A 25,131-nucleotide genomic window follows, 5' to 3' on the forward strand; every position below is an offset into this window, starting at 1 on the left:
ATACGAGTTCTCTAAACCATCAACAAAAAATAGTAATGAAACTTTCTTTGAATGTACGGCAAAGTGCTTCGGTAATGGCGGTGGGCGTTGGTTTTTGGCTGGCATCCTGTACGAAAGATCCATCGATTACACCCCAGGCTCCTGTCACGAGCAATCCATCAACGGCTAGCCAAACGGTCGATGGCTGGATTCTGGAAAACATGCGGGCGGTTTATTACTGGAACGATAAAATCCCGGCTAATCCGGATACGACTGTGGCGCCCAGTCCGTTTTTTTACTCGCTGCTTTACGATTACAATAACAAAGCCAATACGGAGCGTGACCGGTTTTCCTGGATTCAGGAAAGCGCCGACGATTTGAAATCGTCGTTGAGCGGGGAAGAAAAAACAACCGGTCTGGAGGTGAAATACTATCTGCGGGCGTCGGGTTCGACCGATGTGATTATGAAGGTTCTGTACGTTCTGCCGGGTTCGCCCGCAGCCAAAGCCGGTTTGAAACGGGGCGATATCATTGCCTCGGTGAACGGCCAGAAACTGACCACCAGCAATTATGCGTCTTTAGCCGAAGACCCGACTACATTTAACTACGGGTTAGCCAAAGTGGAAAGCGGTAAAATTGTGGATACCGAGGCTGTGAAAACGGTTACTGCTCAGGTATTCCAGCAAAACCCGGTTTATCTGGATTCGATTTACACGGTTGGTAGCAAAAAAATCGGTTATCTGGTTTATAACCAGTTCATTCCCGGCCCGAATGGCAGCACGGCGGCTACTTACGATCAGAAGCTGGAACAGGTTTTCAGCAAGTTCAAGGCGCAGGGTGTAAACGAACTGGTGCTTGATTTGCGCTACAACCCGGGCGGTTACGTATCGTCGTCGGTTAAACTGGCAAGTATGATCGCCAAAGGCGTCGATAATACCAAAACGTATTACCGGATGGAATACAACAAAGACGTCATGGCGGAACTCAAAAAGGAGAACCAAACCGACGATCTGACGACCCGGTTTCAGACCAAGTCGCAAAACATCGGCGCCAATCTGTCGCGGGTTTATGTGCTGACGACGGGCGGAACCGCATCGGCCAGTGAGTTGATTATTAACGGCTTAAAACCGTTTATGCCGGTGATTACAATCGGCGAAACCACCTACGGCAAGAATGTTGGTTCGATTACGATTTCGGATGATACCGGAAAATTCAAATGGGGTATGCAACCGATTGTGTTCAAGTCGTTTAACGCTCTGAATCAGTCGGATTATTCGACCGGTTTTGTGCCAACGATACCCAAAAGCGAACCGCTGGAAGTGAAGCAACTGGGCGATATTGAAGAAGCCTATCTGAGTACGGCGCTGGCGCAGATTACCGGCAGCAATGCGCGTATTTCGGCGGATCAGGGTCCGAAATTGCCCGCCATTGGTTCGTCGGTGGAACGCCGGGCGGGAGGCAGCAACATGTTCATTGATCGAAATCCGTTGAATTTCTGACGGTTCTGGAATTTGACCCCTAAATCCCCGGAAAGGGACTTAGACGCAACTTCATCTGAAGCACAAAGTCCCCTTCAGGGGATTTAGGGGCTATTTAAAAACCGTCCTTTACCGGCGGTTTTTTGTTTTCCGGTTTATCCGAAAAACCGCCCGGAAGAGATGCGGGGCCAGGAATCAGTCGGTTGATTGAAAACATACGTCCAGCAAAGGACAAAACCGTCGGTGGTCTGGATGGGCACCACAATCCGGTCGTATTCATCGCCTTCGTAGTCGTCGAGCGTTTGGAGCCGGGTTTGATAGTCGGGGTCCGGTTCCGGGAAAAAATAGAGTTCGCCGTGAACAAAACCGGCTGCTTCGGGATCATAAACCGCAGCGGGGTACGTGCCAAGATCGTACAATCGACCGGGGAAAAAACCGGGTCCAACGAGTTTGCTATTTTGACGTAAAAACTCCGCCATCGGGTGTTTTGAAGCACTGAGCAGCGTTCCGTAAACAAAAAGATGCCGAAATAGCGTTGCAGAAGTAGGCATTCGATAGGCGATATTCGGAATGATATGTGTAAATTTAAACCAAAAGTGAACTGGCCCGTCGCATCTGAACCAGTATACTCGCCAACCTATGTACGATAAAACCATTGGAACCAAACAAAAAGGGCTGCGTATAAACCTCGACCGGCGGATTTACGGCTCTTTTGCCGAAATCGGGGCCGGCCAGGAAACCGCGGCCATGTTTTTTAAAGCTGGGGGAGCGTCGGGAACTATTGCCAAAACCATGTCGGCCTACGACATGACCTTCAGCGACGCTATTTACGGCCACGAAGAAAGTGGTCGGTATGTGGTCGAATCGCGGCTGATCAAAATGCTCAGCAAGGAATACAGCCTGATGGAAAAAAGGCTGGCCGAGCAACGGGGCGAAACGACTACGTTTTTTGCATTTGCGAATACCGTCGTAGCACTTAACTACCAGAAAACCAATGAGTCACACGGCTGGATTGGCCTGCGGTTTCAGCTGGAACCCCAGGCACCGTATAACGACGTAATTATCCACGTTCGGATGCTCGACAACGAAAACGTGTTGCAGCAACAGGCCCTGGGCATTATCGGTGTGAACCTGATTTACGGTTGTTATTATTATTACAAATCGCCGGAAACGCTGCTGCTGTCGCTGATGGACGACCTGTCGCCGGAGCGCATCGAAATTGATATGATCCGGTTTGATGGCCCGGATTTTCCGAACGTCGACAACCGCCTGATGAGCCTGTATCTGGTGCGGAACGGTTTTACGAATGCGGCTTTGTTTGGGCCCGACGGCAAAGTGCTTCAACCCTCGGAAGCGTTGTACAAACGCCATATCGTGCTGCTGCGCGGACGATTGCGCCCCGTTACGAACGTTCACATCGACATGCTCAGCAACGGCTTGAAGCAGTTTCTGGAAGAACCGGAAATCGATCCAGGCCGGGTGGTGACCGTGGCCGAATTGACGCTGCACAACCTGGCCGCCAACGTCGATCACGGCATCGACGAGAAGGACTTTCTCGACCGGGTCGATATTCTGTGTTCGCTCGGGCAAACCGTGATGATTTCGAGTTTTCTGGAATATTACCGCCTGGTGGCGTATTTGTCGCGGCTAACGCGCCTGAAAATCGGCCTGATTCTGGGCATTCCGAACCTGGAATACATTTTTGAAGAACAGCATTACAAGAACCTGCCGGGTGGTATTCTTGAATCTTTCGCGACGCTGTTCAGCCGAAAAGTGAAGCTGTTTGTATATCCGACGCTCCTGCCCGACGACGTAATCTACAAATGTCAGGATTTTCAACTGGCACCCAATCTGCAACCGCTGTATCAATACCTCATCGCAAACGACAAAATTGAAGACATCACGGATTACAACGAAGAAAATCTGCACATTTCGACCGATCGCGTTTTGCAAATGGTGAAAGCCGGTGAAGAGGGGTGGGAAGCGATGGTGCCCGAGGGTGTCGCCAAAATCATCAAAGACAATTGCCTGTTTGGGTACCCGTGCGAGGTCGATTTTCAGCCTGTTGTTCAACAAATTCAGACGGTAACTCCAACACCAACTCCCTGACAGTGGTCGAAGGCCCTGTCAACGGTGAAGGAAGACCTGCACTTATCCTATTTTTTGGGATAATAGGTTGGAAACCACAGAACCTGTTAGCGATCAAAGAAACCCTGAAAATACTCCCCGCTGACAGGGTCTTCGACCGCTGTCAGGGAGATGCCTGGGGAATCTTTACAGCGTATGATAAGGTCGGCTGTTGAAAACGAATGGAAATAGTTCTATTTTGCCGTTCTTTTGACATAGACCCACCGAGGAATGAACCACCTTGAGTCCGCCGATTACGCGGTGTTCCTGCTTTATTTTATCATTGTATCCGGCTACGGCTACTGGATTTACCGCCGTCGGAAAGCCGCTGAAACCAATACCAAAGACTTTTTTCTGGCTGAAGGCTCGCTGACGTGGTGGGCCATTGGGGCCTCACTAATTGCGTCAAACATTTCCGCCGAACACTTCATCGGCATGGCGGGCTCCGGTTTTGCGATGGGGCTGGCGATTTCGTCGTACGAGTGGTTTGCGGCCGCCGTCTTGATCGTCGTGGCGGTTTATTTCATCCCGATCTATCTGCGAAATCACATTTACACCATGCCGCAGTTTCTGGCGCAGCGGTATAACGATACGGTAAGTACAATTCTCGCAATTTTCTGGCTGGTAGTCTATGTGCTGGTTAACCTGACGTCGATTCTGTACCTGGGGGCCATCGCCATCGAGTCACTTGCCGGAATCTCATTCACGACCTGCACGATCGGTCTGGCGATTTTTGCCATTTTTATCACGCTGGGCGGTATGAAAGTAATCGGCTATACCGATGTGGTTCAGGTGGTTGTGTTAATTACGGGCGGTTTGGTCGTTACCTATCTGGCGCTGGATCTGGTGGCCAATAAAATCGGGGTTTCCGGCGTCTGGAACGGGTTGCTGTCTCTCCGGACGCAGGCCGACTCGCATTTCCACATGTATTTTCCGGAAGGCCATCCGCATTACAATGTATTGCCCGGCATGGCGCTGGTAACGGGCGGCATGTGGGTGAATAACTTCTCGTACTGGGGTTGTAATCAGTACATTGTGCAGCGGGCGCTGGGCGCGGATCTGAAAACCGCCCGCAGCGGGATTCTCTTCGCGGCTTTTCTGAAACTGATGATTCCGCTGATCGTCGTGATTCCGGGCATTGCGGCCTACGTCTTGTACCAGAACGGTACGTTTCAGACCGAAATGACCAGCAACGGTGCCGTACGACCCGACAACGCCTACCCGGTTTTAATGAACCTGTTGCCAGTGGGCATGAAAGGGCTGGCCTTTGCCGCGCTGACAGCCGCCGTGGTGGCATCGCTGGCGGGCAAATGCAACAGTATTTCCACGATTTTTACGCTCGATATTTATAAGAAATTCTTCGACAAAGACGCTTCGGAGCAAAAGCTGGTGCGGGTGGGCCGCTATGCGGTTGTGGTAGCGTTTATCATCGCGATCATCATCGCGCCGATGCTGCGGTCCTTCGATCAGGTCTATCAATACATTCAGGAGTACACCAACTTTGTTTCGCCGGGCGTGTTCGCCATTTTTCTGCTCGGTTTTTTCTGGAAACGCACCACCACGCGGGCGGCTTTAACGGCGGCTATTCTGAGCATTCCGCTCTCGGTTCTGCTCAAATTCTGGCCGGAGGTGATGAATTTGTTCGGTGTTAAAGCCGCCGAAATTCCCTTCCTGCATCGTACGATGTGGGTTTTCTGCCTCGATATTGCCCTGATGGTCGTGGTGACGCTCACCGACCCGGCTAGCCACCACAACGCAAAAGGGCTTGAAATTGACCGAAAATGGTTTCACGTCACGCCGTCGTTCATCGCCGGTTCCGTAGTGATCCTGACGATTCTGGCAGTTTTGTATTCGAATTTCTGGTAGATAAAATTTTCGTTTTCGCGGGCGAAAACGAATTATTCATTCCCGGTATAATTAAAACCATTCTAATAAAATTATAATCAAACTTTAATCATATTTGTCGACAATTACAGTAATTTTCATCAAAAAATCTCGACGATGAAAACGCTGTACTTTTTGATACTGATGTGGCCCGTCGCTGGATGGGCGCAAAAAGAGCCTTTAAAACCGATTGAAACCGCTACGTATTCGGTACCTCAATACACCCGCTATGGTTACCGACAAGGTTGTACTTCCCGCTACTCGTACGACGGCATCGAAGTCCGGCGAGTGACCGAATTAGGCAAGTACATTCTGGCTTCCGATGATCCCAACGCCATTAAAGAATACCGGCAGTTTCAAACCGGGCGGAGCATCGGCACCACGCTGATGGTGACGGGCGGGATTGCCTCCATTGTCGGAATTATCATTGCGGCCTCTCCAAAAGAGACCCAGAATACAAACGGCGTTCCCCCGGGGCTGACGTACTACAATGGCGCCTGGTACGGGAATGGTATGATTTACCTTGGGAACCCTTACGCGAATACGGAAACGAAAAAAGAGCCTCGGAAAGGCGGTATGGTTACATTTGGGGTCGGTTTAAGTGCCGCTCTGATTGGTTCATTGATTCGGATGCCCGGTTTTCACTTCCGGCGTTCCATTCAGTATTACAATAAGTCGCTGCAGACCAAAGACGTTTCCCTGCGGCTCGAACCGCACTGGGAATCCACCAATTCGGGGATCGGTTTGGTCGCGCGGTTTTGATAACGAGCGAATTATCCGCATAATTTTCGAATGCTTTCCCTGTTCTCTCAGCATTTCTCCGTATTTTTGCACCCAATTTTTAAGAACAGTTTCACTTAATTTTTTGGTACAAAAATGAAAATTGCAGTAGTAGGCTCTACCGGCTTGGTCGGTAGCGAAATCCTGAAAGTGCTCGAAGAGCGTAACTTCCCGGTAACGGAACTGATTCCTGTCGCGTCAGAACGCTCGGTGGGTAAACAGATTACGTTCAAGGGTAAACAGGTTACGGTCGTGAGCTTCGAGGATGCGATCGCGGCCAAACCGGCTATTGCAATTTTTTCGGCGGGTGGTGGCACCTCGTTAAAACTGGCTCCGCTGTTTGCTGAAGCGGGCATTACGGTAGTCGATAATTCCTCGGCCTGGCGGATGGACCCGACCAAAAAGCTGGTTGTGCCGGAAATCAACGCCCACACGCTGACGAAAGAAGACAAAATCATCGCCAACCCCAACTGCTCGACCATTCAAATGGTGGTGGTGCTGAACCCGTTGCATAAAAAATACGGCGTAAAACGCGTGGTGGTTTCAACGTATCAATCCGTAACCGGAACCGGCAAAGCCGCCGTCGATCAGTTGTTCGCGGAACGTTCGGGTGATCAATCGACGCAAAAAGTGTATCCCCACCCGATCGATCTCAACGTATTGCCGCACATCGACGTTTTTCTGGACAACGGTTATACGAAAGAGGAGATGAAAATGGTGAACGAAACCAAGAAAATCATGGGCGACGACACCATTCAGGTAACGGCCACAACGGTTCGGATTCCGACCATTGGCGGTCACTCCGAAGCCGTGAACGTGGAGTTCGAGAATGATTTTGATGTAACAGATGTCACGAAAATCCTGAGCGAAGCCGACGGTGTGATCGTGCAGGACGATCCGAAAAACTACCTGTATCCGATGCCGCTGACGGCGCACGGGAAAGATGAGGTGTTTGTGGGTCGGATTCGTCGCGACGAAAGCCAGGGGAATACGCTCAATCTCTGGATCGTCGCCGATAACCTGCGGAAAGGCGCGGCAACCAACGCGGTTCAGATTGCAGAATATTTAGCCGAAAACAATTTGGTCTAACAGCCTGTTATACAATTATGAGCCTGTCAGTGCGATACTGACAGGCTTTTTCATTTATAGGCCGATCAGTTTAAAAAGAGCCATAATTCTGCTCCAGAACTGGAAAACCGTATCAATCTTCCTCTCATTTTTCCTGACGAAACCCGGTAACTCTGGATTATCCAGTGTGACGACTTTTTAGCTAATTCAGAAAAACAGGCAGGCGTTATTAGATAGATACAATTTTCTTTTGCACACCATGAACGAATACAGAGTTCTTTTTTTGATAATTTGTCTGGGCGGATTCGCCCTCGGAACCGCCCGGGCGCAACAACCGGCCCCGGTTTCCAACGCCATGATTGAGGCCATTGGTCTGGAACCGGATACGACCCAGCCCGCAGCACCGACCCGTCCGGATACGACGCAACGCAACGTGGCCGACCGGCCGGATACCGTTCGCGCCCTGACGACACAACCCGTTGTTCAACCGGCCGTTCCGACTACTACGCAGACGACGCCCACGCAAACCGTGGTGACCGGTGCTCCCGCCGGACGTCGGGCTAATGCAAACGGGCCGGAACCGGTGGTCGGGGCCGGAAAAATCAGCGGAAAACTGGTGGCTCCGCAGGGCGGCAAAAACCAGCCCGTTGAATTTGCCAGCATCGGTCTGTTTCGTTCGCGGGATTCGAGCTCGGTCACGGGCGCGCTGACCGATGAAAGAGGCTTTTTTCAGATGGCCAATCTGGCGCCGGATGCCTATTACCTGATGATTCAGAGCCTCGGTTTTGCAAACAAACGACTGCCGAGAATCGTGATCAGCGCCGACAAACCGACCGTCGATCTGGGCAATATTATAATGACCGAAACCGCCAAACAGCTTCAGGAAGTGGTGGTTCAAGGACAAAAACAGGCGTATGAATATTCGCTCGACCGCAAAATTGTAAACGTTGATCAGTTGCCGATTGCGCAGGGCGGTTCGGCTATCGATATTTTGCAGAACGTGCCGTCGGTAACGGTGGATGTGGACGGCACGCTGAGTTTGCGCGGCAGCAGCAACGTCATTGTGCTGGTCGATGGAAAACCATCCGGTTTGACCGGTTTGGATCGGCAGGCGATTCTGGATCAGATTCCGGCCAGCAGCATCGAACGGATCGAGATGATTACGAACCCGTCGTCGCGCTACGATGCCGACGGAGCCGCCGGGATTATCAACATTGTTCTGAAAAAAGAACGCGGACCCGGTTTCAACGGCAATGTGCAGGTGAACGTCGGAACGCGGGACAAATACAATGCGTCGATCAACCTGAACTCGCGGTTTAAGAAACTAAATCTTTTCAGCAGTTATAATTTTCGGCAAAACCGGCGGTTCCAGTACCGGATTTCGGAACGACAGAATCTGTTCGAGGATTCGACCAGTTACCTCGCACAACGCAACGACGCTATTCGCCGGAGCGTGAACAACAACCTCCGGTTTGGCTTCGATTACGCGCTTTCGCCCCGCAACAACGTAACGGCTTCGATTCTGTATCGCCCCCAGTACAGTTATGATTCGGAAGTAGAGAATTTCAATACGCTGGATGCCAACCGGGTTTCGCTGGGCCAAACCGTGCGGACGACCGAGGAAACCGAACCGGAACGTGGGCTGGATTACGCCTTTGGGTACCGTCGGACGTTCGACAAAAAAGGCCGCGAACTGACGTTCGATGCTACGATGTCGAACAACAAAAGCAATGAATTTCAGAATTTCAGCAACACATCGACCTTGCCTGTCAATTTGCTGACGCCCAATTTCCTGATTGGTCAACAGCGGGCCGATAACAACCGGCAAAATCAGGTGGCGGTTTTGCAGCTGGATTTTGCGGAGCCATTAAAAGACAAGAAAAAGTTCGAAACCGGCTTGAAGCACACGTATCGCCGACTGGCTTCCAACTATGTTTTTGAGAACCTGCTGAACGAAGCCTGGACGGTCAATCCGGCTATCAGCAACAACTTTATTTACGACGAGCGAACCAGTGCAGCTTACGTCAATTTTGGCGATGAGATCAAAAAAATGAGTTATCAGGTGGGTTTGCGGACGGAATATACGGCCATCGAAACCGACCAGCGAACGACCAACGTGCAAAACCGGCGCGATTATATCTATCTGTTTCCCAGTGTTTTCCTGAACTACAACGCCAGCCAGTCGCAGAAGATGCAGATCAATTACAGCCGACGGATTAATCGGCCGTCGACCTGGTCGCTGAATCCGTTCATCGATCTGTCGGACCCGCTGAACATCCGGTTTGGGAACCCTAATCTGAACCCGGAACTGATCAATTCGTTCGAACTGAGCCATTTGCTGTACGGCAAAAACACCACGTTGACGTCCACGCTTTTCTTCCGGCAGACCAACAACGAAATCACAAATTACCGGACACTGCGTCCCGACGGAATTACCGAGCAAACCTCGCTTAACCTGAATCGGTCGCAGAATTACGGCCTGGAAATCGTATTGAGTCAGGAGATTACGCGCTGGTGGAAAGCCAACGGAAATTTCTCGTTTTTCCAGCGAAACATTCAGGCTAGCGCGGATATTCCGGGAATTTTGACCCGTACGAACCGGAGCTGGACCACCCGCATAACGTCGAACATGAGTCCGAAAAAAGGCACCGATATTCAGGTTGCGCTCAATTATCGGTCGCCGTTCATTGTGGCGCAGGGAACCATCAAGGCCATGACCAACGTCGATCTGGGCGTCAAACAAACTATCCTGAAAGGGCGCGGAACGGTAAGTTTGCGGGTCAGCGATCTTTTCAATACGATGCAGTTCCGAAACGAGAGTTTTGGACCGAACTTCACGTCCACCAGCCGTAACAAGCGCGAAAGCCGCATCGGTTTTATCGGTTTCAGCTACCGCCTGAGTCGGGAAGTGGTGCGCGAGAAAGACCGCGATCAAGAGAAAGAACGGGATGACACGCCGACGGAGAATGAATTCTAACGTATCCGCGGTCGGACGGTCGATACTGCTTTCGTTCGTAAACGTCCATGTCTCAGAAATGCTTAAATTGGGCAAAACATTTCACCAATCAAGCTTTCACGAACTGTAGTCCGTGGGTACATTTATGCATCGACTCATTGCTCTTACTAGCTTCGCACTTTTTGCAGGTAACTACGCTTTTGCCGCCCCCGACAGCGTCGCCATTGACGGTAAAGCCTTTGTCAAGCACATTCAGATTCTGGCTTCGGATGCCTTCGAAGGTCGAAAACCGTTTACGGAAGGTGAGAAGAAAACCGTTGCCTACCTGAAAGCCGAATTTCAGAAAGCCGGTTTGCAGCCGGGGAATGGGAAAAGCTATTTCCAGGATGTGCCGATGGTAAACATTGCCTCCACCCCGGCGGGGCCGCTGGTTCTGAAAGGAAAAACCGGTACAGTTTCGCTGGCCAATCTGACGGATTTCGTTGCCACCACGCCCCATGTGCAGAATCAGGTTCGGCTGAACGACTCGGAGATGGTGTTTGTGGGCTACGGTATTGTGGCGCCCGAATACAACTGGAACGATTACGCGGGGCTGGACGTCAAAGGCAAAACCGTGGTGGTGATGGTGAACGATCCGGGAATGATCGACAGCACCCTGTTCAAAGGGAATATCATGACGTATTACGGTCGCTGGACGTATAAATACGAGGAAGCCGCCCGGCAGGGAGCCGCCGGTGTGCTGATTGTTCACGAATCGAAAGCCGCCAGCTACGGCTGGTCGGTGATTCGGAGCAGTTTTGCGAAATCGAAAATGTACCTGCAAACGGCGGACAACAATAAATCGCGGGCGGTTTTGGAAGGCTGGATCACGCAGGATGCGGCCAAAAACCTGTTCAAACTCGCGGGCGTTTCGCCGGAACTGCTTCGGGAAGCGGGCGTTCGCGGTTTTAAACCCGTCAAACTGGGCGTGACGACTTCGCTGGTGATCGACAACCAGATTACAAAATCGACCTCGCAAAACGTACTGGCATTGCTTCCCGGTACCACCCGCCGGAATGAATACATCGTTTATACGTCGCACTGGGATCATTTAGGCAAAAGCGAAGCCATCAAAGGCGACTCGATCTACAACGGCGCGTCGGACAACGCTTCCGGCACGGCGGCTTTGCTCGAACTGGCCGAAACCTTTGCCAAACTGAAAAAGAAACCGGCGCGCTCCATTCTGTTTCTGGCCGTGACGGCGGAGGAGCAGGGATTGTTAGGCAGCGAATATTACGCGACGCACCCGGTTTTTCCGCTGGATAAGACCGTTGCCAATATCAACATGGACGCGTTTATTCCGTTGGGCCGCACGAAAGACGTGGTTCTGGTCGGGAAAGGCCAGTCGGATCTGGAAGATTATGCCGCGGCTATTGCGGCCAGACAGGGGCGGACCATCCGGGGCGATTTCAATCCGTCGGCGGGGAGTTATTTCCGCTCCGATCACTTCAATTTTGCCAAAGTGGGTGTTCCGGCGCTGTACCTCAAAACCGGGGTGAATTCCGTTAAAAACGGCGAAACCTGGGGCAAAGCCCAGCTCGAAGACCATAACTTAAACCGCTACCACGCACCGTCGGACGAATATTCGCCGTCCTGGGACTTGTCCGGCATTATCGAAGATATGAATCTGCTGTTTGCGGTGGGGTATCAGCTGAGCAATGAATCCACGTTTCCCGGTTGGAAAACCGGTTCCGAGTTCAAGGCGATTCGGGAAAAATCGAAAAAGTAAAGACAATTAATAAAGGCCGTTGACAGGCGGTTTTTCAAAGCCTAACTATTTGATAGTCAACTTATGATTGCAGCAAAAGGATACGCGGCACAGGATGCCCGTTCACCTCTGGCCCCGTTTCAGTTCGAACGGCGGGACCTTAAACCGCATGATGTTCAGTTCGACATTCTCTATTGCGGAGTTTGCCACTCGGATTTGCACCAGATTCGCGACGAATGGGGCGGGTCGATTTATCCGATGGTGCCGGGCCACGAAATTGTAGGACGCGTTACGAAGGTCGGCGCGCAGGTGACCAAGTTCAACGTGGGCGATCTGGCCGCGGTGGGCTGTATGGTCGATTCGTGCCGCCAGTGCGAAAACTGCCGGGAAGGGCTGGAGCAATATTGCCTGAAAGGAAATTCTCAAACCTACAACGGCCGGGAACAGGACGGCAAAACGCCTACCTTCGGCGGCTATTCGAACCTGATGGTGGTTCACGAGGATTTTGCGCTTCACATTTCCGAAAGCCTGGATCTGGCTGCGGTGGCCCCGCTGCTGTGCGCCGGAATTACGACGTATTCGCCCCTGCGGCACTGGAAAGTGGGCAAAGGACACCGGGTTGCCGTGTTGGGGCTAGGCGGTTTGGGCCACATGGCGGTGAAATTTGCCGTTGCGTTTGGGGCCGAAGTTACCATGCTGAGCACTTCGCCCTCCAAGGAAGAAGACGCCAGACGGCTGGGTGCCCACAAATTTGTGCTAACCAGCGACCGCGATCAGGTTAAGGACGTAAAAGGTTATTTCGACTTCATCATCGACACGGTTTCGGCTCCGCACGATTACAATCTGTACCTGTCATTGCTCCGAACCAACGGCGTGCATATTTGCGTGGGTGCGCCCCCAACCCCGGCCGAAATCAGGGGTTTCAGCCTGATTGGCGGCCGAAAAAGTATTGCCGGTTCAGGCATCGGCGGAATCCCCGAAACCCAGGAAATGCTGGATTTCTGCGCCGAACACAATATTGTTTCGGATATTGAATTGATTAATATCAAAGACATTCAAACGGCATACGACCGCATGCTGAAAGGCGATGTACGTTACCGGTTTGTCATCGATATGAAGTCGTTATAACTGAAAAACCGTCAATCAAGCAGGAAGATTGACGGTTTTTTCTTTCGGCTTACGTTCCGACTGCTATTTGGTCGGGAGTTTTTGCAATTTTTGAAGCGTTTCGGGGAGCAGTTTACCGGTTTCGGTCACTTCCCAGACGCCTTCCTGAACGATGTGTTGCTGCTGGTAATACGTCAGTTCATCGGTGGTTTCGCCGTGGTTGATTTTCTTATCGGACAGGAGCTGGAAAAGGTTGTTCATACTCGCCAGATCCAGAATGATCGGCTGCGGGTCGTAGCTGTCGCCGTGAGATGCTTCGTGCCGGTCGGCGTTCAGACAGTATGTTCCCAACCGAACGCGGGTCGTAGCTTTCGCGGGAAGCTCAAACCGCACCGGTTTGACTTCCAGCCCATTCTGCACCGTTAGATCATCCGAAATCCAGACCAGCCCTGCCGGTAATTCAACCGAAATGGGACTTGCCGTACTATTGGCCAGGTCGAGGCAAAACCGGACGAGTTCGCCACTTCCCAGCATTTTCGAAAGACTCAGGTCCTCCTGCCGCATGGTCGGTCGGCCCACAACCGTTACGCCCGGCGGAAAGGAAAACAGCTTGCCACCCGGTTTTTGTTTAGACGTTCCCAAACCGGGCGCAGCCGATTTGGTCGGCACCGTTGGATCCGTTTGCGTCGGAGTTTGGCCCGGATCGCCCGGTTTGGGCTGCGGCTGTGGATCCGGACTGGCCGATTTACAGGCCGCCAGAAACAGGCACAGGCCCAGGAAATAAGCAAAAAATGATTTCATGTCAGGTGTTCATCAGTGTTGTTGCCCAAAATTGGCGCACAACGCTCTGTAAACCATACCCATCCTGACTGAATTGACCAAAACCGGTGGTCAACAGGTACTGATACTGCCTAAACTGAAAACCGCCGGGCTGGCGGTTTTAGAGGAGGAACACGGGTTGCTCCAGGTGATAGCTCTGGTGATTGGTTCGGCTGATGACTACATTGAGTTTGTTTCGGAGCAGCAGATACAAGGAATATCAATACGGTGGTGAAGCGACATAGCTAATAGCATGTTTCTGCCGTAAACCGTTTAGAACTAAACTTTATATCTACAAACAATTCGGATTCGAACAGATTGAATCCGCAACCCTTCGTTATTCGGTGTTCGTTATTCAATATTCGTTATTTTAAAAGCGAACATCGAATAACGAAGGATTGCGGGCGAAATGAACGGCGTCATGCCTTAAAAATAGCATCCATTTTCTCCCGGATGGTCAGCAGGCGGGTGCGATCACCGCCGTTGACTTCGGCCGATGCCCAGCCGGAATAGCCGATTTTCTGGAGGGCGCCATTCACCGCCGGCCAGTTGCAGTCGCCTTCCAGCAGCTCAACATCGAAGCCTTTCCAAAGTCCTTCATCCTGCTGTTTTTTCAGGCTAAACTCCTTGATATCCAGCTTCAGAATCCGCTTGCCGAGGGCTTCGATCCAGTGCACCGGCCAGCCGTAACGCAGGATATTGCCCACGTCGAAATACCAGCCCACCAGCGGGTGTTTGAATTCGTCGACAAACCGGGCGGCTTCCAGCGGGCTGATCAAAAAGCTGTTCCAGACGTTTTCAAACGCGATTTTGACCCCGGTTTTTTCGGCCACCGGCAGCAGTTTTTTGATTTCCTCCCGGCAGCGTTTATACGCATCTTCGTAGCCGACGTCGGCTTTCACCACGCCGGGAACCAACAAAACCGTGGTGCCGCCGTACTGCTTGGTGTCTTGAAGTGATTTTTTCATCGCATCCACGCAAACCGCCCGAACCTTCGGGTCGGGGTCCGAGAGGGGCGATTTCCAGTGCGCCGAATTGACCGTGCCCGGCAGCTCCAGACCGGTTTTGTCGCGGGCATTCAGCACCTCCTTCATGTCGAGGTCGTTCGGCGTATCGAGTTCGACGCCGTCGAATCCCAGGTCTTTCAGCAGCTTGAATTTGTCGAGTATCGACAAATCTTCCTTCACCATGCCCCATTTGAGGCTTTTCTTCACCATCGGCTGGGCAACAACCGGTTTTTTCGCCGGGTTGACAAAGGTGCCGGAAACCGATTCAATGACTTTCGGCAGGTTTTCAGTAACCACAAAACCGCCGACAGCGGCCAATGAGCCGTTTTTTAGAAATTCTCTACGTTGCATGGTGGTCAGGAGAAGTGGGTAAAACCGGGTCTGGCGACTTCCACAACCGGGGGCGTCATTTCAAAACTATAGGTATCCGGACCTAGCTTCTCGGTCGAATTCAGGGCTTCATCCCACGTAATCCGGCGGCCGGTATAGGCGGCCATGCGTCCCATAATGCCTAGCAGCGTACTGTTGGCCATGTACTCGCCCTGATTGATCGGTTCGCCCTTCCGAATGGCGGCAAACAGCTCGTCGTGTTCGGTCTGGTACATGTCGTTCGCGACGCCGTTGTACTTCCACTTTTTCCGTCCCGTAATTTCGTGAACGTTCCGCGACACGTTCGCAACCGCCCGGCCTTTGGTTCCCAGCGCTTCGCACATGTAGCTCCCTTCGCAGTTGACCTGCTGGCGGCTGAAGTGGAAACCTTTGGCGCCGTCTTCGTATTCGTAGGTGATGGCAAAATGGTCGTAGATGTTGCCGTAAATCGGTTCCACCCGCACTTGCCGCCCACCGGTTCCGGCTGCGGAAAGCGGCAGTTTGTCGCCAAACGCCCACGACATCATATCGACGCTGTGAATGGCCTGTTCGACAAGGTGGTCGCCCGACAGCCAGGTGTAATAGTACCAGTTCCGAAACACGTATTCGGCATCGGTCCAGCCCGGTTTGCGGGGATGCGACCAAACCGTACCCGTATTGTAGGTATTATAAACCGTCAGCACGTCGCCGATAGCGCCGTCCTGGATTTTCTCAAACGTGGCCCGTTTGGGTTCGTGAAACCGCCAGCAGAAGCCCGATAACAGCGAGATTTTCTTTTCCTTGGCCAGTTTGGCCGCTTCCAGCACTTTCCGGACACCGGGCGCGTCGACGGCCATCGGTTTTTCGCAGAAAATGTGCTTACCTGCCTGAACGGCGGCCATCAGGTGTTCGGGCCGGAAGTGGGGTGGTGTTGCCAGAATGACGACATCGACACCCGAATCCAGTACTTTTTTGTAGGCATCAAAACCCAGGAATTTATGCTCTTCGTCGACTTTCACCTTGTCGCCGTGGACTTTCGTCAGGTTGGCCAGCGAATCATCCATTTTGTCTTTGAAAATGTCCCCAACCGCGTGAAGCACCACGTTCGGATCGGCTTTGAGGGCCTGGGCGGCTGCGCCCGAACCACGGCCACCGCAGCCAATCAAACCCACTTTCAGGGTGTCGCTGTTGATTCCGGCAAACGCACGTTGCGGATGCAGAATAGTAACGGTGGGCAAAACACTGCTGGCGAGGGCCATGCCGGTCATTTTCAGGATGTCTCGACGGGAAGTACTCATAACTCAGGAGGATTTAGGATGCGAATAAAAACGGTAAAGATTCGATCTGAAAGATACCAGTCAAACCGGGAAAGTCAAAATTTGGGCGATTCTCAACTCCACAAAGTCCGTTTATCCAACCATTTAACCATCTGTCGAATATATTGCAATAAAAGGTACTATGCTTTACATAGTAATCGGACGAACGAGTATATTTGGCCCGAACCTGTAAAACCAACAACTTACTATGAAAACACTTCTGGCATCTATCCTGCTGATTTTCAGTACTGTAATCAGTTTCGCCCAATGCGGCAAGGAAGTCCGGCTAACGACTATAAAAACCGAATACCTGGACGGAACCGGGGTGGTTCAACGGACGGTGGAGGAGCAAAGTACCATTGAAATTGGGAAAACAGAGATCGTCATTCTACCCGGAGGAAAGGCGGATCATAAAATGACCGGAACAATTCAATCCACGACCTGCAACTGGAGCGTTCCCTACAAAGAAGGAAAAACCGTAATTAAATCAGTTGTGACAGACCCCTCTGGTGACCCGCGACATGCTACGCTAACCATCGAAGGCAAAGCTGACAAAGTGACGTTCCTGATGGAAGTGGAAGAAATGCCGGATCGGAAAATTCTGGTCAGTGTGGATTCGTTCGGTGAAAAGAAATAACACGCAGCCGGAAAACGGGCATTAGCCGATTGCTATACCATTAAAAAACCGCCGGATTGCCGGCGGTTTTTGTAAAATCGGTAGCGTTGCTTACACCTCCGCCAATTGTTGCTTGACGACCGAAATGCCCCGCTTAATTTCGTTGTCAAAATCGGTCCAGTTGCATTCCAGCGATAAACCGCCCTGGTATTTTATTTTTTTCAAAGCGCGGAAGTAAGGTCTGAAATCGTCTCCTTTTACGCCCGGCGCCGTGCGACTTTCCTTTTCGGCAATGTGGCAATGCACGATAAAAGGAGCGTATTTGATAATTTCTTCCGGTTTTTCGTCCTCCTTGAGCATGTGGTAAATATCACATTGCAACCGAAACCAGGGGTTATTAACCGCCTGAATGATTTCGACTCCTTCGGCCAGGCTGTTGATAAAGTTGGTTTCGCCCCGGTTCAGCGGTTCGACCGCCAGCGTGATGCCGTGTTTCTCGGCTAATGGTGCCATTTTCTGGCAAAGGGCAATGTGCTGCGCTTTGGCGGTAGCCCGGTCAAAACCGTCGGGAATCGCCCGCGAACCCCCGCTGCCGAACACGATATTTTTGGAGCCGCATTCCTTCGCGCGTTTAAGCGCCAGATCAGCCCGCTGTAAAATGGCTTCGTGGTGAAGCGTTGGGCCCACCGACTTCAGGGTGCCCGGAAAAAAATAGATGTAAGAGCGAACCGGCAAGCCTTCGGTTTTTAGTGCCGACCGGTTTTTTTCATATTGCCCATCCCCGGCTTCGGGAATCAAAAACCGCCCGACACTTTCCTCGATGAATGAATAGCCCAGGCTTTTAAGTAAAGGCGCTTTTTCGTAAGCGGCACAAACGCCTAATGGCAGTTCCAATCCGGCATTCGTCGCTTCAGGAACAGCGGCTTCGGCCTGGCCCTTTGCCAGCGTTACGCCCGCCAGAACGCCCACGACATTTTGTAAAAAAGTCCTTCTCGACGTAGCGTTTTCGGTTGAATTCATTGGTTGGGAACAGGTATGCGGGAATTTAGCCTTAAAAGCGGTTTCTCACAAATATAAGGCACGCTTAGAGAATGTTTAATTATTTCCACTTTGCCCCCAACCCCCTAAAGGGGGCTTTGAAATGCCGATTAAAGCCCGGCACCGGCCGCCCGGCCTTTAGGGGGTTGGGGGCAAAGCGAAGAATGGGGAAAATCTGAATTTTAGCCAGTCTCTTAGGGTTTTTCTGGAATTGGCATGAACTTTTTTATCAATTTACCAATCGGGCGGTAAAACGGACATTGGCCATTTATCGGTTGATTACCTTAATCAACGTGCCTCTTTTTACGCGATCATCGGCTTTAAGGCCATTCAATATCCCGGCTTCCTCTACTCGATTTGCGGGCATTCCCAACGCGGTTATCACCTCACGAAACGATCCGTCGCGGGGAGACGATTTGACAAAAACCCGTTCGGCCTTGCGATTGAGTTTATCAGGATCGCTGAGCGAACGAAAGTTTTCGGCTACCTGCTTGAATGTATTGAAACTGGAATTAAAATTGGCATTGGCCGCCAGGCCATGCAAGGCGTAAATCGCATTATTATACTGAATCAGCCAGGTTCCAATCTGAAGGGCCGCTTTAGGGTCCTGTTGCTGGGGTTGCTGCTGCTGCTGATCCTGCGGCTGCTGTTGCCGTGAAATAAGTACGTAAGCCGGATTGCCATTGATTGTTGTTTTGGCATTTTCCAAAACGTTCAGGCTCAGCTCTTTTACCAAGTTCTGGGCTGCTTCGTCCAGTGAGTTCCCTTTCGCCAGCATTAAAATCATTGCGGATTTACCGTCTTTGGCGGCCATTTGAAACTGGCTTGGTGAGTTTTGCGACTCCCAACTGTTAGGGACCGGAAATTGAAAACGTAGTTCAGGATGATAAAAATAACCTTTTTCGACGAAACCCTGCCGGGGGTCTTCTCCATACATAATGCCATTGATCAGTTGGAGGTACTGATCGCGATCGACCTGGTAAGAGGCTGGATTTTTGGCCTGATAGTCTTTCGCCAGTTCATGGACGCGCGTGTAGCGGTTCCCGGGATCAGGGTGAGTGGACATAAACTGGGGGACGGCCTGCCCCGATTTGTCGGAAAGGCGTTTAAGCGTTCCGAAAAAATCAGCCATCTGGTGCGCATCGTAACCAATTTTACTGGAATATTCCACCCCGAGTTTGTCGGACTCCGACTCGTGATCACGGCTGTATTTCAGTGACAAAAGACCGAGCCCTTGTTGAAGCGCTTCGATGTTCTGGCCCACCACCTCCGGAGCCAACACGGCCCCGCCAATGAGTGCAAGTGTACTGAGCAACTGGCTTTTCTGGGAGCGTGCCGCGTGCTTGGCCGTGATGTGACCGATTTCGTGGCCCAGTACGCCGGCAAACTCGGCTTCATTGTTGAAGTGCGCCAGAATACCGCGCGTGAAATAAACGTAACCACCCGGTACGGCAAAGGCGTTGACAATGGGCGAATCAACGATGTAGAACTGATACGGAAGATCGGGCCGATGCGAAACCTTCGCCATTGCTTTCCCTTTTTCGTTCATAAAAGTCTGGAGCCGTTTGTCTTCATACAAACCCATGGTGGCGACAACCGACGGGTGAGATTCTTTACCGATCGCAATTTCCTGCTCGGTCGACATCAGGCTTATTTCGCGCTTGCCGGTAACCGGATTACGGGAACATCCGGCAATGAGTAACAGTGTCAGGAAAACAGTAAGTCGGCTGTAGTAGATAGGTGTATACATAGTAAAAGCGATAAAAAGTGTAAAGCAACATTTCGCCTGAAAAAAGGCCGTTGCCTCATTGTTTTATCCTATATAAACACAGAACTACCCACTATTTGTTTAATGTCCTTTTAATTCGGGCACCTTCTCCGGATTGAAACCACTTACAAGATGCCTTGGAAAGTCATAATCAACTTAATGACCGTGTAAACAGCTTAACAAACCGCATCCTGATTCCTTTTTCCAGGCTCCAATTTCCCGGCTAATCCGTAAAAACAAAAAACCCTTAATCGGTGGATTACGGGTTGATTGCTGTGCCGAAGGCGAGACTCGAATAATCTTAATTTATACATTTTGCATACCCTACTAAAAAAGGCTAAAAAGTGGCCTATTTTAATCAGAATGGCCGTTTTTGCTTCACTTGAAATTAGCTTTGATTAAGTGTGATTAAAATAAATTAAGCAATTCCGTACACCAATCCGTACACCGATTATCTTTGGTGTACGGAATAACTCCTTTGGTGTATGCCCCGAACTGCTGACACTCCTGTTACCTATTTACTACGCGATCCAAAGGCGAAGACGCCGACGCCGATCAATGCCGCCATCCGATTCGAGAACCAGCGGATCAACATTGGTACCGGTTTTAAGGTGTTGCCTGCTCATTGGAATAGCAAGACCGGCCGGGTTAAGAATGTCGTTGACGCCATAGACAAAGATGCCATCAATAAATACCTTAAAAATACGGAGGAAGCCATTACGGCAATTATTACAGATCTGAAAGCGGATCTTATCCCGCTAACCAAAGAAAAAGTCAAAGAGAGAGTTGATGCTTATCTGAATCCGGTTGAAGAGGCCGAAAAGCCAAAAACACTACTCGACTTTGTCCAGTGGTACATTGACACCTGCCCTACTCGTCTGGTCCGCGGCTCAAAAGCTCGAACGGGTCGCTTTATTTCTCCAGATACAATCCGGCGTTACAAAACAACCCTTAACGGCCTGGAAGCCTTCGCTCAAACCTATCCACGTTCGCTGGTCTTTGAGAATATCGATAGCCATTTCTACAAAGCGTTTACCCAGTGGCTGACGGCCCGGAATTATGCCACCAATAACGTCAGCAAGTACATTGAAAACGTAAAAGGTTTCATGAGCGCGGCCGTCGACGAAGGGTTTACAACGAACCTGGCATTCCGGAAATTTGCTAATCTTCGGGAGGAGGCTGAAAATATATACTTGACAGAAACGGAATTGCAGCGGATTTATGAACTTGATCTGAGCAAAACGCCCCGGCTGGAGAAAGTGCGGGATCTGTTCATCTTTGCCGCTTGGACCGGACTTCGCTTTTCGGATTTTTCGACCCTGCAACCTGAACACATCAAAAAAGACGAGGATGGAAACGCCTATCTGGATCTGCGTCAACGCAAAACCGGTGGCCGGGTGCAGATTCCGATTGTGCATGAGGCCATCACACAACTGCTGGCCAAGTACAATAACCATCTGCCGACCGGTATCTCGAATCAGCGGACCAACGACTATCTGAAAGAAATCTGCCAGGCGGCCGAAATCAACGACCGGATTTTAAAGCATGTTACGAAAGGAGGCAAGCAGGTTGTTCGTACGTCCGACGGTTATAGTAAGGGGATATCATCGGGAATTGAAAAATGGCAGTTAGTTACTACCCACACCGGGCGCCGATCGTTTGCCACCAACATGTTCAAGCGTGGTATGCCTACGGTGCTAATTATGAAGCTCACCGGACACAAGAAAGAATCCGAATTCCTGAAGTACATCAAAATCGATGCGGCTGAAACGCTGGATTTGATGCGTCAATACTTAGGAGGTAAAAAGAATATAGTAGGCCAATTTCCTAGCTAATGGACTCTTTATGAAATTTCAAAATTGCTCGAAAGACGAAACGTATTTTTTGCCACCAAGTTTTCGCCAGCCATTTTTAATTACTTACGAGGATGACACTTTTTTTGGTTACGGTCCTCACCACAAAATTGAAATTGGTAATAAAGAATGTATTGTATATACAGATCGCTTAAACTGGCTTTTAAGAAGCCAGTCTGTAGAAGTTGCTGATATAGTTGAATTAGACCCAATTATTATTGATGGGACAAAATATAAGGACTCCTATAAAAGTGGTTACGAAGATGGGGAGGTATATTTCAGCAATATATATAAACCTGACAAAAGTGACATTTATAAAGCATTGGATGTGGTTGTAGAAACCCTGAGAGCAAAATGCTTTGAAGACTGTAACGGATATTTATGGACGCCAGGTTGGGATGGGGTGAGGCATAGTCATATTGGACGGTTTAATCATAAAATTATTTGGGAGCATGGTTACTATGCGGGTATTTTTAGACAAATAGAAGAGCTGGTACGGCTTTATAAGCCTTTGAAGCAAATCCTATTGTCCTCCCCACTAACAGCACCTGCTTTAGATAAGTCAGATACAATTGCTTACAACTCTTTTGAAGAGCTATTTATTAATCTTATCGATATTGAAAAATGCATTGATGCACTGAGGAGGTACAGACCTGAAAAGTCTGTATTGGGCGAAGGCAGAAACTGGACGGGTGTTAATAAGGATAAAGGAGTGATTGTAGCATGGATTGAGCGAATGGAAGGGATGAGAAAACCCAAGATTCGTAGGTTAAGTAATCGCAAACGCCTGGTAATGTTATTGAACAACTTTTTTTTAGATCTAAATATGGGAAAAGATGCTAGAGTATTTAGCAATCCCGTGGATTTGAATGTAAAACAAGCTTTTGAAGCATTGATGCCCGATTGATGCGAATCGTGCGAATGATGCATTCATGCACGATTCGCACTTGCGACTTATATTTACTTACAATATTGCCCCCATGTTCAACGCTAAATAACGCGAAACATGGAAATGGTAATTATTCCCGCTGATCAATTGCGAACAATGATGATCGAAGCGGCAAGTATTGCTCTTAAATACAATCCTCCTTCTATTGCCTCCTCATCGGTTGAGCCCGACGAATTGTTAACACCTGAAGAAACAGCGCAATTTCTAAAAGTAAGTAAGGTTACCGTTTGGGACTGGTCTAGACGAGGTATTCTTTCACCTCGCCGGATTGGTAATCAAGTGCGTTATCTGAAGAGCGAATTATTGGCTGCTGCTCGACCGAAAGGAGGTAAAAAAATATGAATGCACTTCCAGGCCTTCAACTGAATCCAACAGCTTACGAATTAGGATTTATAAAGGTATTTCAACAGCATCAATGGAATATTATTAATGCCAAATCACGGTGGACTCGTCAAGAGTTCGAAATAGCTTTCTACTGTCATAACGAATGGGTACCCGAGGTTCAGGATTGGTGCTATTCACGCGAAACGGTGGAAAAATTTGCTTTCGACCCACGAACGCCTGATGATCGGGCAAGGGAGCTTCGACATGCTTTGAAACAATACGGCAACAATAAAAAAACGGAGCAGCTATGAACTACCACAGCCGCCCCGTACAGAAAGTTGAAGGACAGGGACAATTTACAAAAAGGCCGCGCTTATTTGATCTATCAGATGAAGATTTGGCGACCACATCTGAAATGGATTTCGAAGAGGGTGAGTCACAGTGGAATGAAATTATTCCATTGCGAAAAGATGAGGTAGCATTGGACCTATGGACATTTGAGCGTGATAAAGCTGGCGATTGGGTAATTAGTGGCATCTATCGTACAGGAGTCTTTTTATTCCTTCAAAGCAAGCTATTCGCTAAACGCTTCCGGCCGGATCAATCGACCACATTTTTAATTCAGGGAGAGGAGATCATTAAGCCGGTTATTGATACCCTGATGCGAGATGAGGTGAAGGCGTATATAGACTCCCGTCAATTTAATGTGCAGGTTGAGTATTTGTCAGCAACGTATGAAGGTCGATTAGAAATCTTCAATCGCCAGCAGCACCTGACAATCAATCCGAAGAACCTGGAATCATTAGCAACCCATACCCGACCTGTCCTTCGCGATACAGAAACAGTTTGTTACATTCCCTACACAAACGGCATTGTTAAAGTGACCTGCGAGACGATTGCGGTTTTGCCTTATTCATTTCTGGAGGACCGCTGTGTATGGCAGTCTCAAGTGCTGGAGCGTGACTTCGACCCGGTCGCAAAAAGTGAAGAGTGTCACTTCGCCCAATTTATCCGCAACGTTACCAACAATGAACCCGACCGTCTGCAAGCCTTCCGGACCGCCATAGGCTACTTGATTCATCACTATGGTAATCCAGCGGAAGGGCAAGCGGTTCTCTGTTACGATGAGGAAATAACCGATGCCCGAAAACCGGAAGGGGGAACCGGAAAAGGATTATTTGCTAATGCCATCCGGCAAATACGGCCGATCGCGGTGATTGATGGGAAAAAGTTTGATCAAAATGATCGCTTTTGTTTTCAGGAGGTCAGTGAAGACACGGCTGTGGTTTGGATCGATGATCCTGTGGTCAACCACCCCAAACCAGAGCGCCGTTTTACCTTGGAGCGTTTCTTTTCCCTGCTCACTGAAGGATGGTCCATTGAGAAGAAAAACCAACACACCTTTCGGATTCCTTTCAAAGACGGCCCCAAGCTGTTGATATCTTCGAACGTGGTCATGTCGAATGAAGGGTCATCCAACATCCGTCGGCAGTTCATTATTGAGTTCAGTAACTACTACAAAAGCAAAATCAAACGAGGTAATGAAAAGCCGATCCAGACCGAGCACGGGTGCATCTTCTTTAGCGATGATTGGGATGTAGACGAATGGAAACGCTTTGATCGCTATATGATTGGGTGCGTTCTGGATTACCTCCGCCTGGGTTTACAGCCCTACGGTTTACACAGCGCCGATCAGAACCGGTTACGGCAGACGGCAGGCGAGGAGTTCTTTGAATGGATCACTACCTACAAAGGTACTGGTTTGCTTGCTAATGAAGTCTATAATCGAGATGACGTTTTCAGGGATTATAAGGCGTTTGCCGGGATTACCGACAACACGACACCGACGCGGGGCTTCACCAACAACATTAACCAGTACGCCAAAAGTAAAGGCTGGAAATACACTCGTGGAACGGACACCCGGACTGTCACTTTTATGCTCAAATCATGACCAATTTACATTTAAC

Annotated in this window: 20 protein-coding genes; 14 read left to right on the forward strand and 6 right to left on the reverse strand. The window is 50.1% G+C overall.

All coding sequences use genetic code 11. The annotated features are described in order from the left end of the window. Window positions 1-35: 35 nt before the first annotated feature. Window positions 36-1,478 (forward strand): S41 family peptidase, encoded by a 1,443-nt coding sequence (locus GJJ30_RS07820; RefSeq protein WP_154174599.1) that lies wholly within the window; start codon window positions 36-38, stop codon window positions 1,476-1,478. A gap of 134 nt (window positions 1,479-1,612) precedes the next feature. On the opposite strand, the gene GJJ30_RS07825 is transcribed toward GJJ30_RS07820, so the two are convergent. After that, on the reverse strand, window positions 1,613-2,008 hold the full coding sequence (locus tag GJJ30_RS07825; protein ID WP_170299148.1) for a gamma-glutamylcyclotransferase family protein: 396 nt from the start codon (window positions 2,006-2,008) through the stop codon (window positions 1,613-1,615). A gap of 88 nt (window positions 2,009-2,096) precedes the next feature. Between GJJ30_RS07825 and GJJ30_RS07830 the strand changes: the two genes are divergently transcribed. The 7 genes from GJJ30_RS07830 to GJJ30_RS07860 all read left to right on the forward strand — a co-directional run bounded on the left by GJJ30_RS07830 (window position 2,097) and on the right by GJJ30_RS07860 (window position 13,147). Continuing rightward, the gene (locus tag GJJ30_RS07830) at window positions 2,097-3,566 is read left to right on the forward strand and encodes a TonB-dependent receptor (RefSeq protein ID WP_154174601.1); all 1,470 of its coding nucleotides are present in this window, start codon (window positions 2,097-2,099) and stop codon (window positions 3,564-3,566) included. A gap of 249 nt (window positions 3,567-3,815) precedes the next feature. Beyond that, window positions 3,816-5,450 carry a sodium/sugar symporter gene (locus GJJ30_RS07835; RefSeq protein ID WP_154174602.1) on the forward strand — a complete coding sequence of 545 codons (1,635 nt, stop codon included), beginning with the start codon at window positions 3,816-3,818 and terminating at the stop codon, window positions 5,448-5,450. A 135-nt stretch (window positions 5,451-5,585) separates the two neighbouring features. Then, window positions 5,586-6,230: a hypothetical protein gene (locus tag GJJ30_RS07840; RefSeq protein ID WP_154174603.1), complete on the forward strand. Its 645-nt coding sequence runs from the start codon at window positions 5,586-5,588 to the stop codon at window positions 6,228-6,230. Window positions 6,231-6,344: 114 nt separating this feature from the next. Beyond that, the gene (locus GJJ30_RS07845; protein WP_154174604.1) at window positions 6,345-7,337 is read left to right on the forward strand and encodes an aspartate-semialdehyde dehydrogenase; all 993 of its coding nucleotides are present in this window, start codon (window positions 6,345-6,347) and stop codon (window positions 7,335-7,337) included. A gap of 238 nt (window positions 7,338-7,575) precedes the next feature. After that, window positions 7,576-10,293 carry a TonB-dependent receptor gene (locus GJJ30_RS07850; protein WP_154174605.1) on the forward strand — a complete coding sequence of 906 codons (2,718 nt, stop codon included), beginning with the start codon at window positions 7,576-7,578 and terminating at the stop codon, window positions 10,291-10,293. A 124-nt stretch (window positions 10,294-10,417) separates the two neighbouring features. Beyond that, complete coding sequence (locus GJJ30_RS07855; RefSeq protein WP_154174606.1) at window positions 10,418-12,040, forward strand: M28 family metallopeptidase; 1,623 nt, start codon at window positions 10,418-10,420, stop codon at window positions 12,038-12,040. Between the two features lie 63 nt (window positions 12,041-12,103). Beyond that, on the forward strand, window positions 12,104-13,147 hold the full coding sequence (locus GJJ30_RS07860) for an NAD(P)-dependent alcohol dehydrogenase (protein ID WP_154174607.1): 1,044 nt from the start codon (window positions 12,104-12,106) through the stop codon (window positions 13,145-13,147). Between the two features lie 63 nt (window positions 13,148-13,210). Here the strand turns inward: GJJ30_RS07860 and GJJ30_RS07865 are convergent, their stop codons facing one another. The 3 genes from GJJ30_RS07865 to GJJ30_RS07875 form a co-directional block, all read right to left on the reverse strand. Continuing rightward, entirely contained in the window at window positions 13,211-13,927 is a 717-nt protein-coding gene (locus GJJ30_RS07865; RefSeq protein ID WP_154174608.1) for a hypothetical protein, read from the reverse strand. A gap of 437 nt (window positions 13,928-14,364) precedes the next feature. Next, a complete protein-coding gene (locus GJJ30_RS07870; protein ID WP_154174609.1) occupies window positions 14,365-15,303 on the reverse strand; it encodes a sugar phosphate isomerase/epimerase family protein in 939 nt (312 codons plus the stop codon). Between the two features lie 5 nt (window positions 15,304-15,308). After that, window positions 15,309-16,598 (reverse strand): Gfo/Idh/MocA family protein, encoded by a 1,290-nt coding sequence (locus tag GJJ30_RS07875; RefSeq protein WP_229313025.1) that lies wholly within the window; start codon window positions 16,596-16,598, stop codon window positions 15,309-15,311. Between the two features lie 226 nt (window positions 16,599-16,824). Between GJJ30_RS07875 and GJJ30_RS07880 the strand changes: the two genes are divergently transcribed. Next, complete coding sequence (locus GJJ30_RS07880; RefSeq protein ID WP_154174610.1) at window positions 16,825-17,253, forward strand: hypothetical protein; 429 nt, start codon at window positions 16,825-16,827, stop codon at window positions 17,251-17,253. Between the two features lie 90 nt (window positions 17,254-17,343). Here GJJ30_RS07880 and GJJ30_RS07885 read toward each other — a convergent pair whose 3' ends face one another. Together GJJ30_RS07885 and GJJ30_RS07890 are read right to left on the reverse strand one after the other, a co-directional pair. Continuing rightward, window positions 17,344-18,252 (reverse strand): sugar phosphate isomerase/epimerase family protein, encoded by a 909-nt coding sequence (locus GJJ30_RS07885; protein WP_154174611.1) that lies wholly within the window; start codon window positions 18,250-18,252, stop codon window positions 17,344-17,346. Window positions 18,253-18,538: 286 nt separating this feature from the next. Then, window positions 18,539-20,020, reverse strand: a complete 1,482-nt coding sequence (locus GJJ30_RS07890) for a M48 family metalloprotease (protein WP_154174612.1) — start codon at window positions 20,018-20,020, stop codon at window positions 18,539-18,541. A 503-nt stretch (window positions 20,021-20,523) separates the two neighbouring features. On the opposite strand from GJJ30_RS07890, the gene GJJ30_RS07895 reads away from it, so the two are divergent. From GJJ30_RS07895 to GJJ30_RS07915, 5 genes are all read left to right on the forward strand, one after another. Continuing rightward, window positions 20,524-21,873 carry a tyrosine-type recombinase/integrase gene (locus tag GJJ30_RS07895; RefSeq protein WP_154174613.1) on the forward strand — a complete coding sequence of 450 codons (1,350 nt, stop codon included), beginning with the start codon at window positions 20,524-20,526 and terminating at the stop codon, window positions 21,871-21,873. Between the two features lie 10 nt (window positions 21,874-21,883). Then, on the forward strand, window positions 21,884-22,798 hold the full coding sequence (locus GJJ30_RS07900) for an aminotransferase class IV (protein ID WP_154174614.1): 915 nt from the start codon (window positions 21,884-21,886) through the stop codon (window positions 22,796-22,798). A gap of 99 nt (window positions 22,799-22,897) precedes the next feature. Then, window positions 22,898-23,182: a helix-turn-helix domain-containing protein gene (locus tag GJJ30_RS07905; protein ID WP_154174615.1), complete on the forward strand. Its 285-nt coding sequence runs from the start codon at window positions 22,898-22,900 to the stop codon at window positions 23,180-23,182. Further along, window positions 23,179-23,475 (forward strand): hypothetical protein, encoded by a 297-nt coding sequence (locus GJJ30_RS07910; RefSeq protein ID WP_154174616.1) that lies wholly within the window; start codon window positions 23,179-23,181, stop codon window positions 23,473-23,475. Before GJJ30_RS07905 ends, GJJ30_RS07910 begins: the two co-directional genes overlap by 4 nt. Beyond that, window positions 23,472-25,115, forward strand: coding sequence for a primase-helicase family protein (locus tag GJJ30_RS07915; RefSeq protein WP_154174617.1), 1,644 nt, complete (start codon window positions 23,472-23,474; stop codon window positions 25,113-25,115). Before GJJ30_RS07910 ends, GJJ30_RS07915 begins: the two co-directional genes overlap by 4 nt. Window positions 25,116-25,131 lie beyond the last annotated feature (16 nt).

It is taken from the genome of Larkinella terrae, from assembly GCF_009668025.1.
Classification (GTDB): Bacteria; Bacteroidota; Bacteroidia; order Cytophagales; family Spirosomataceae; genus Larkinella; species Larkinella terrae.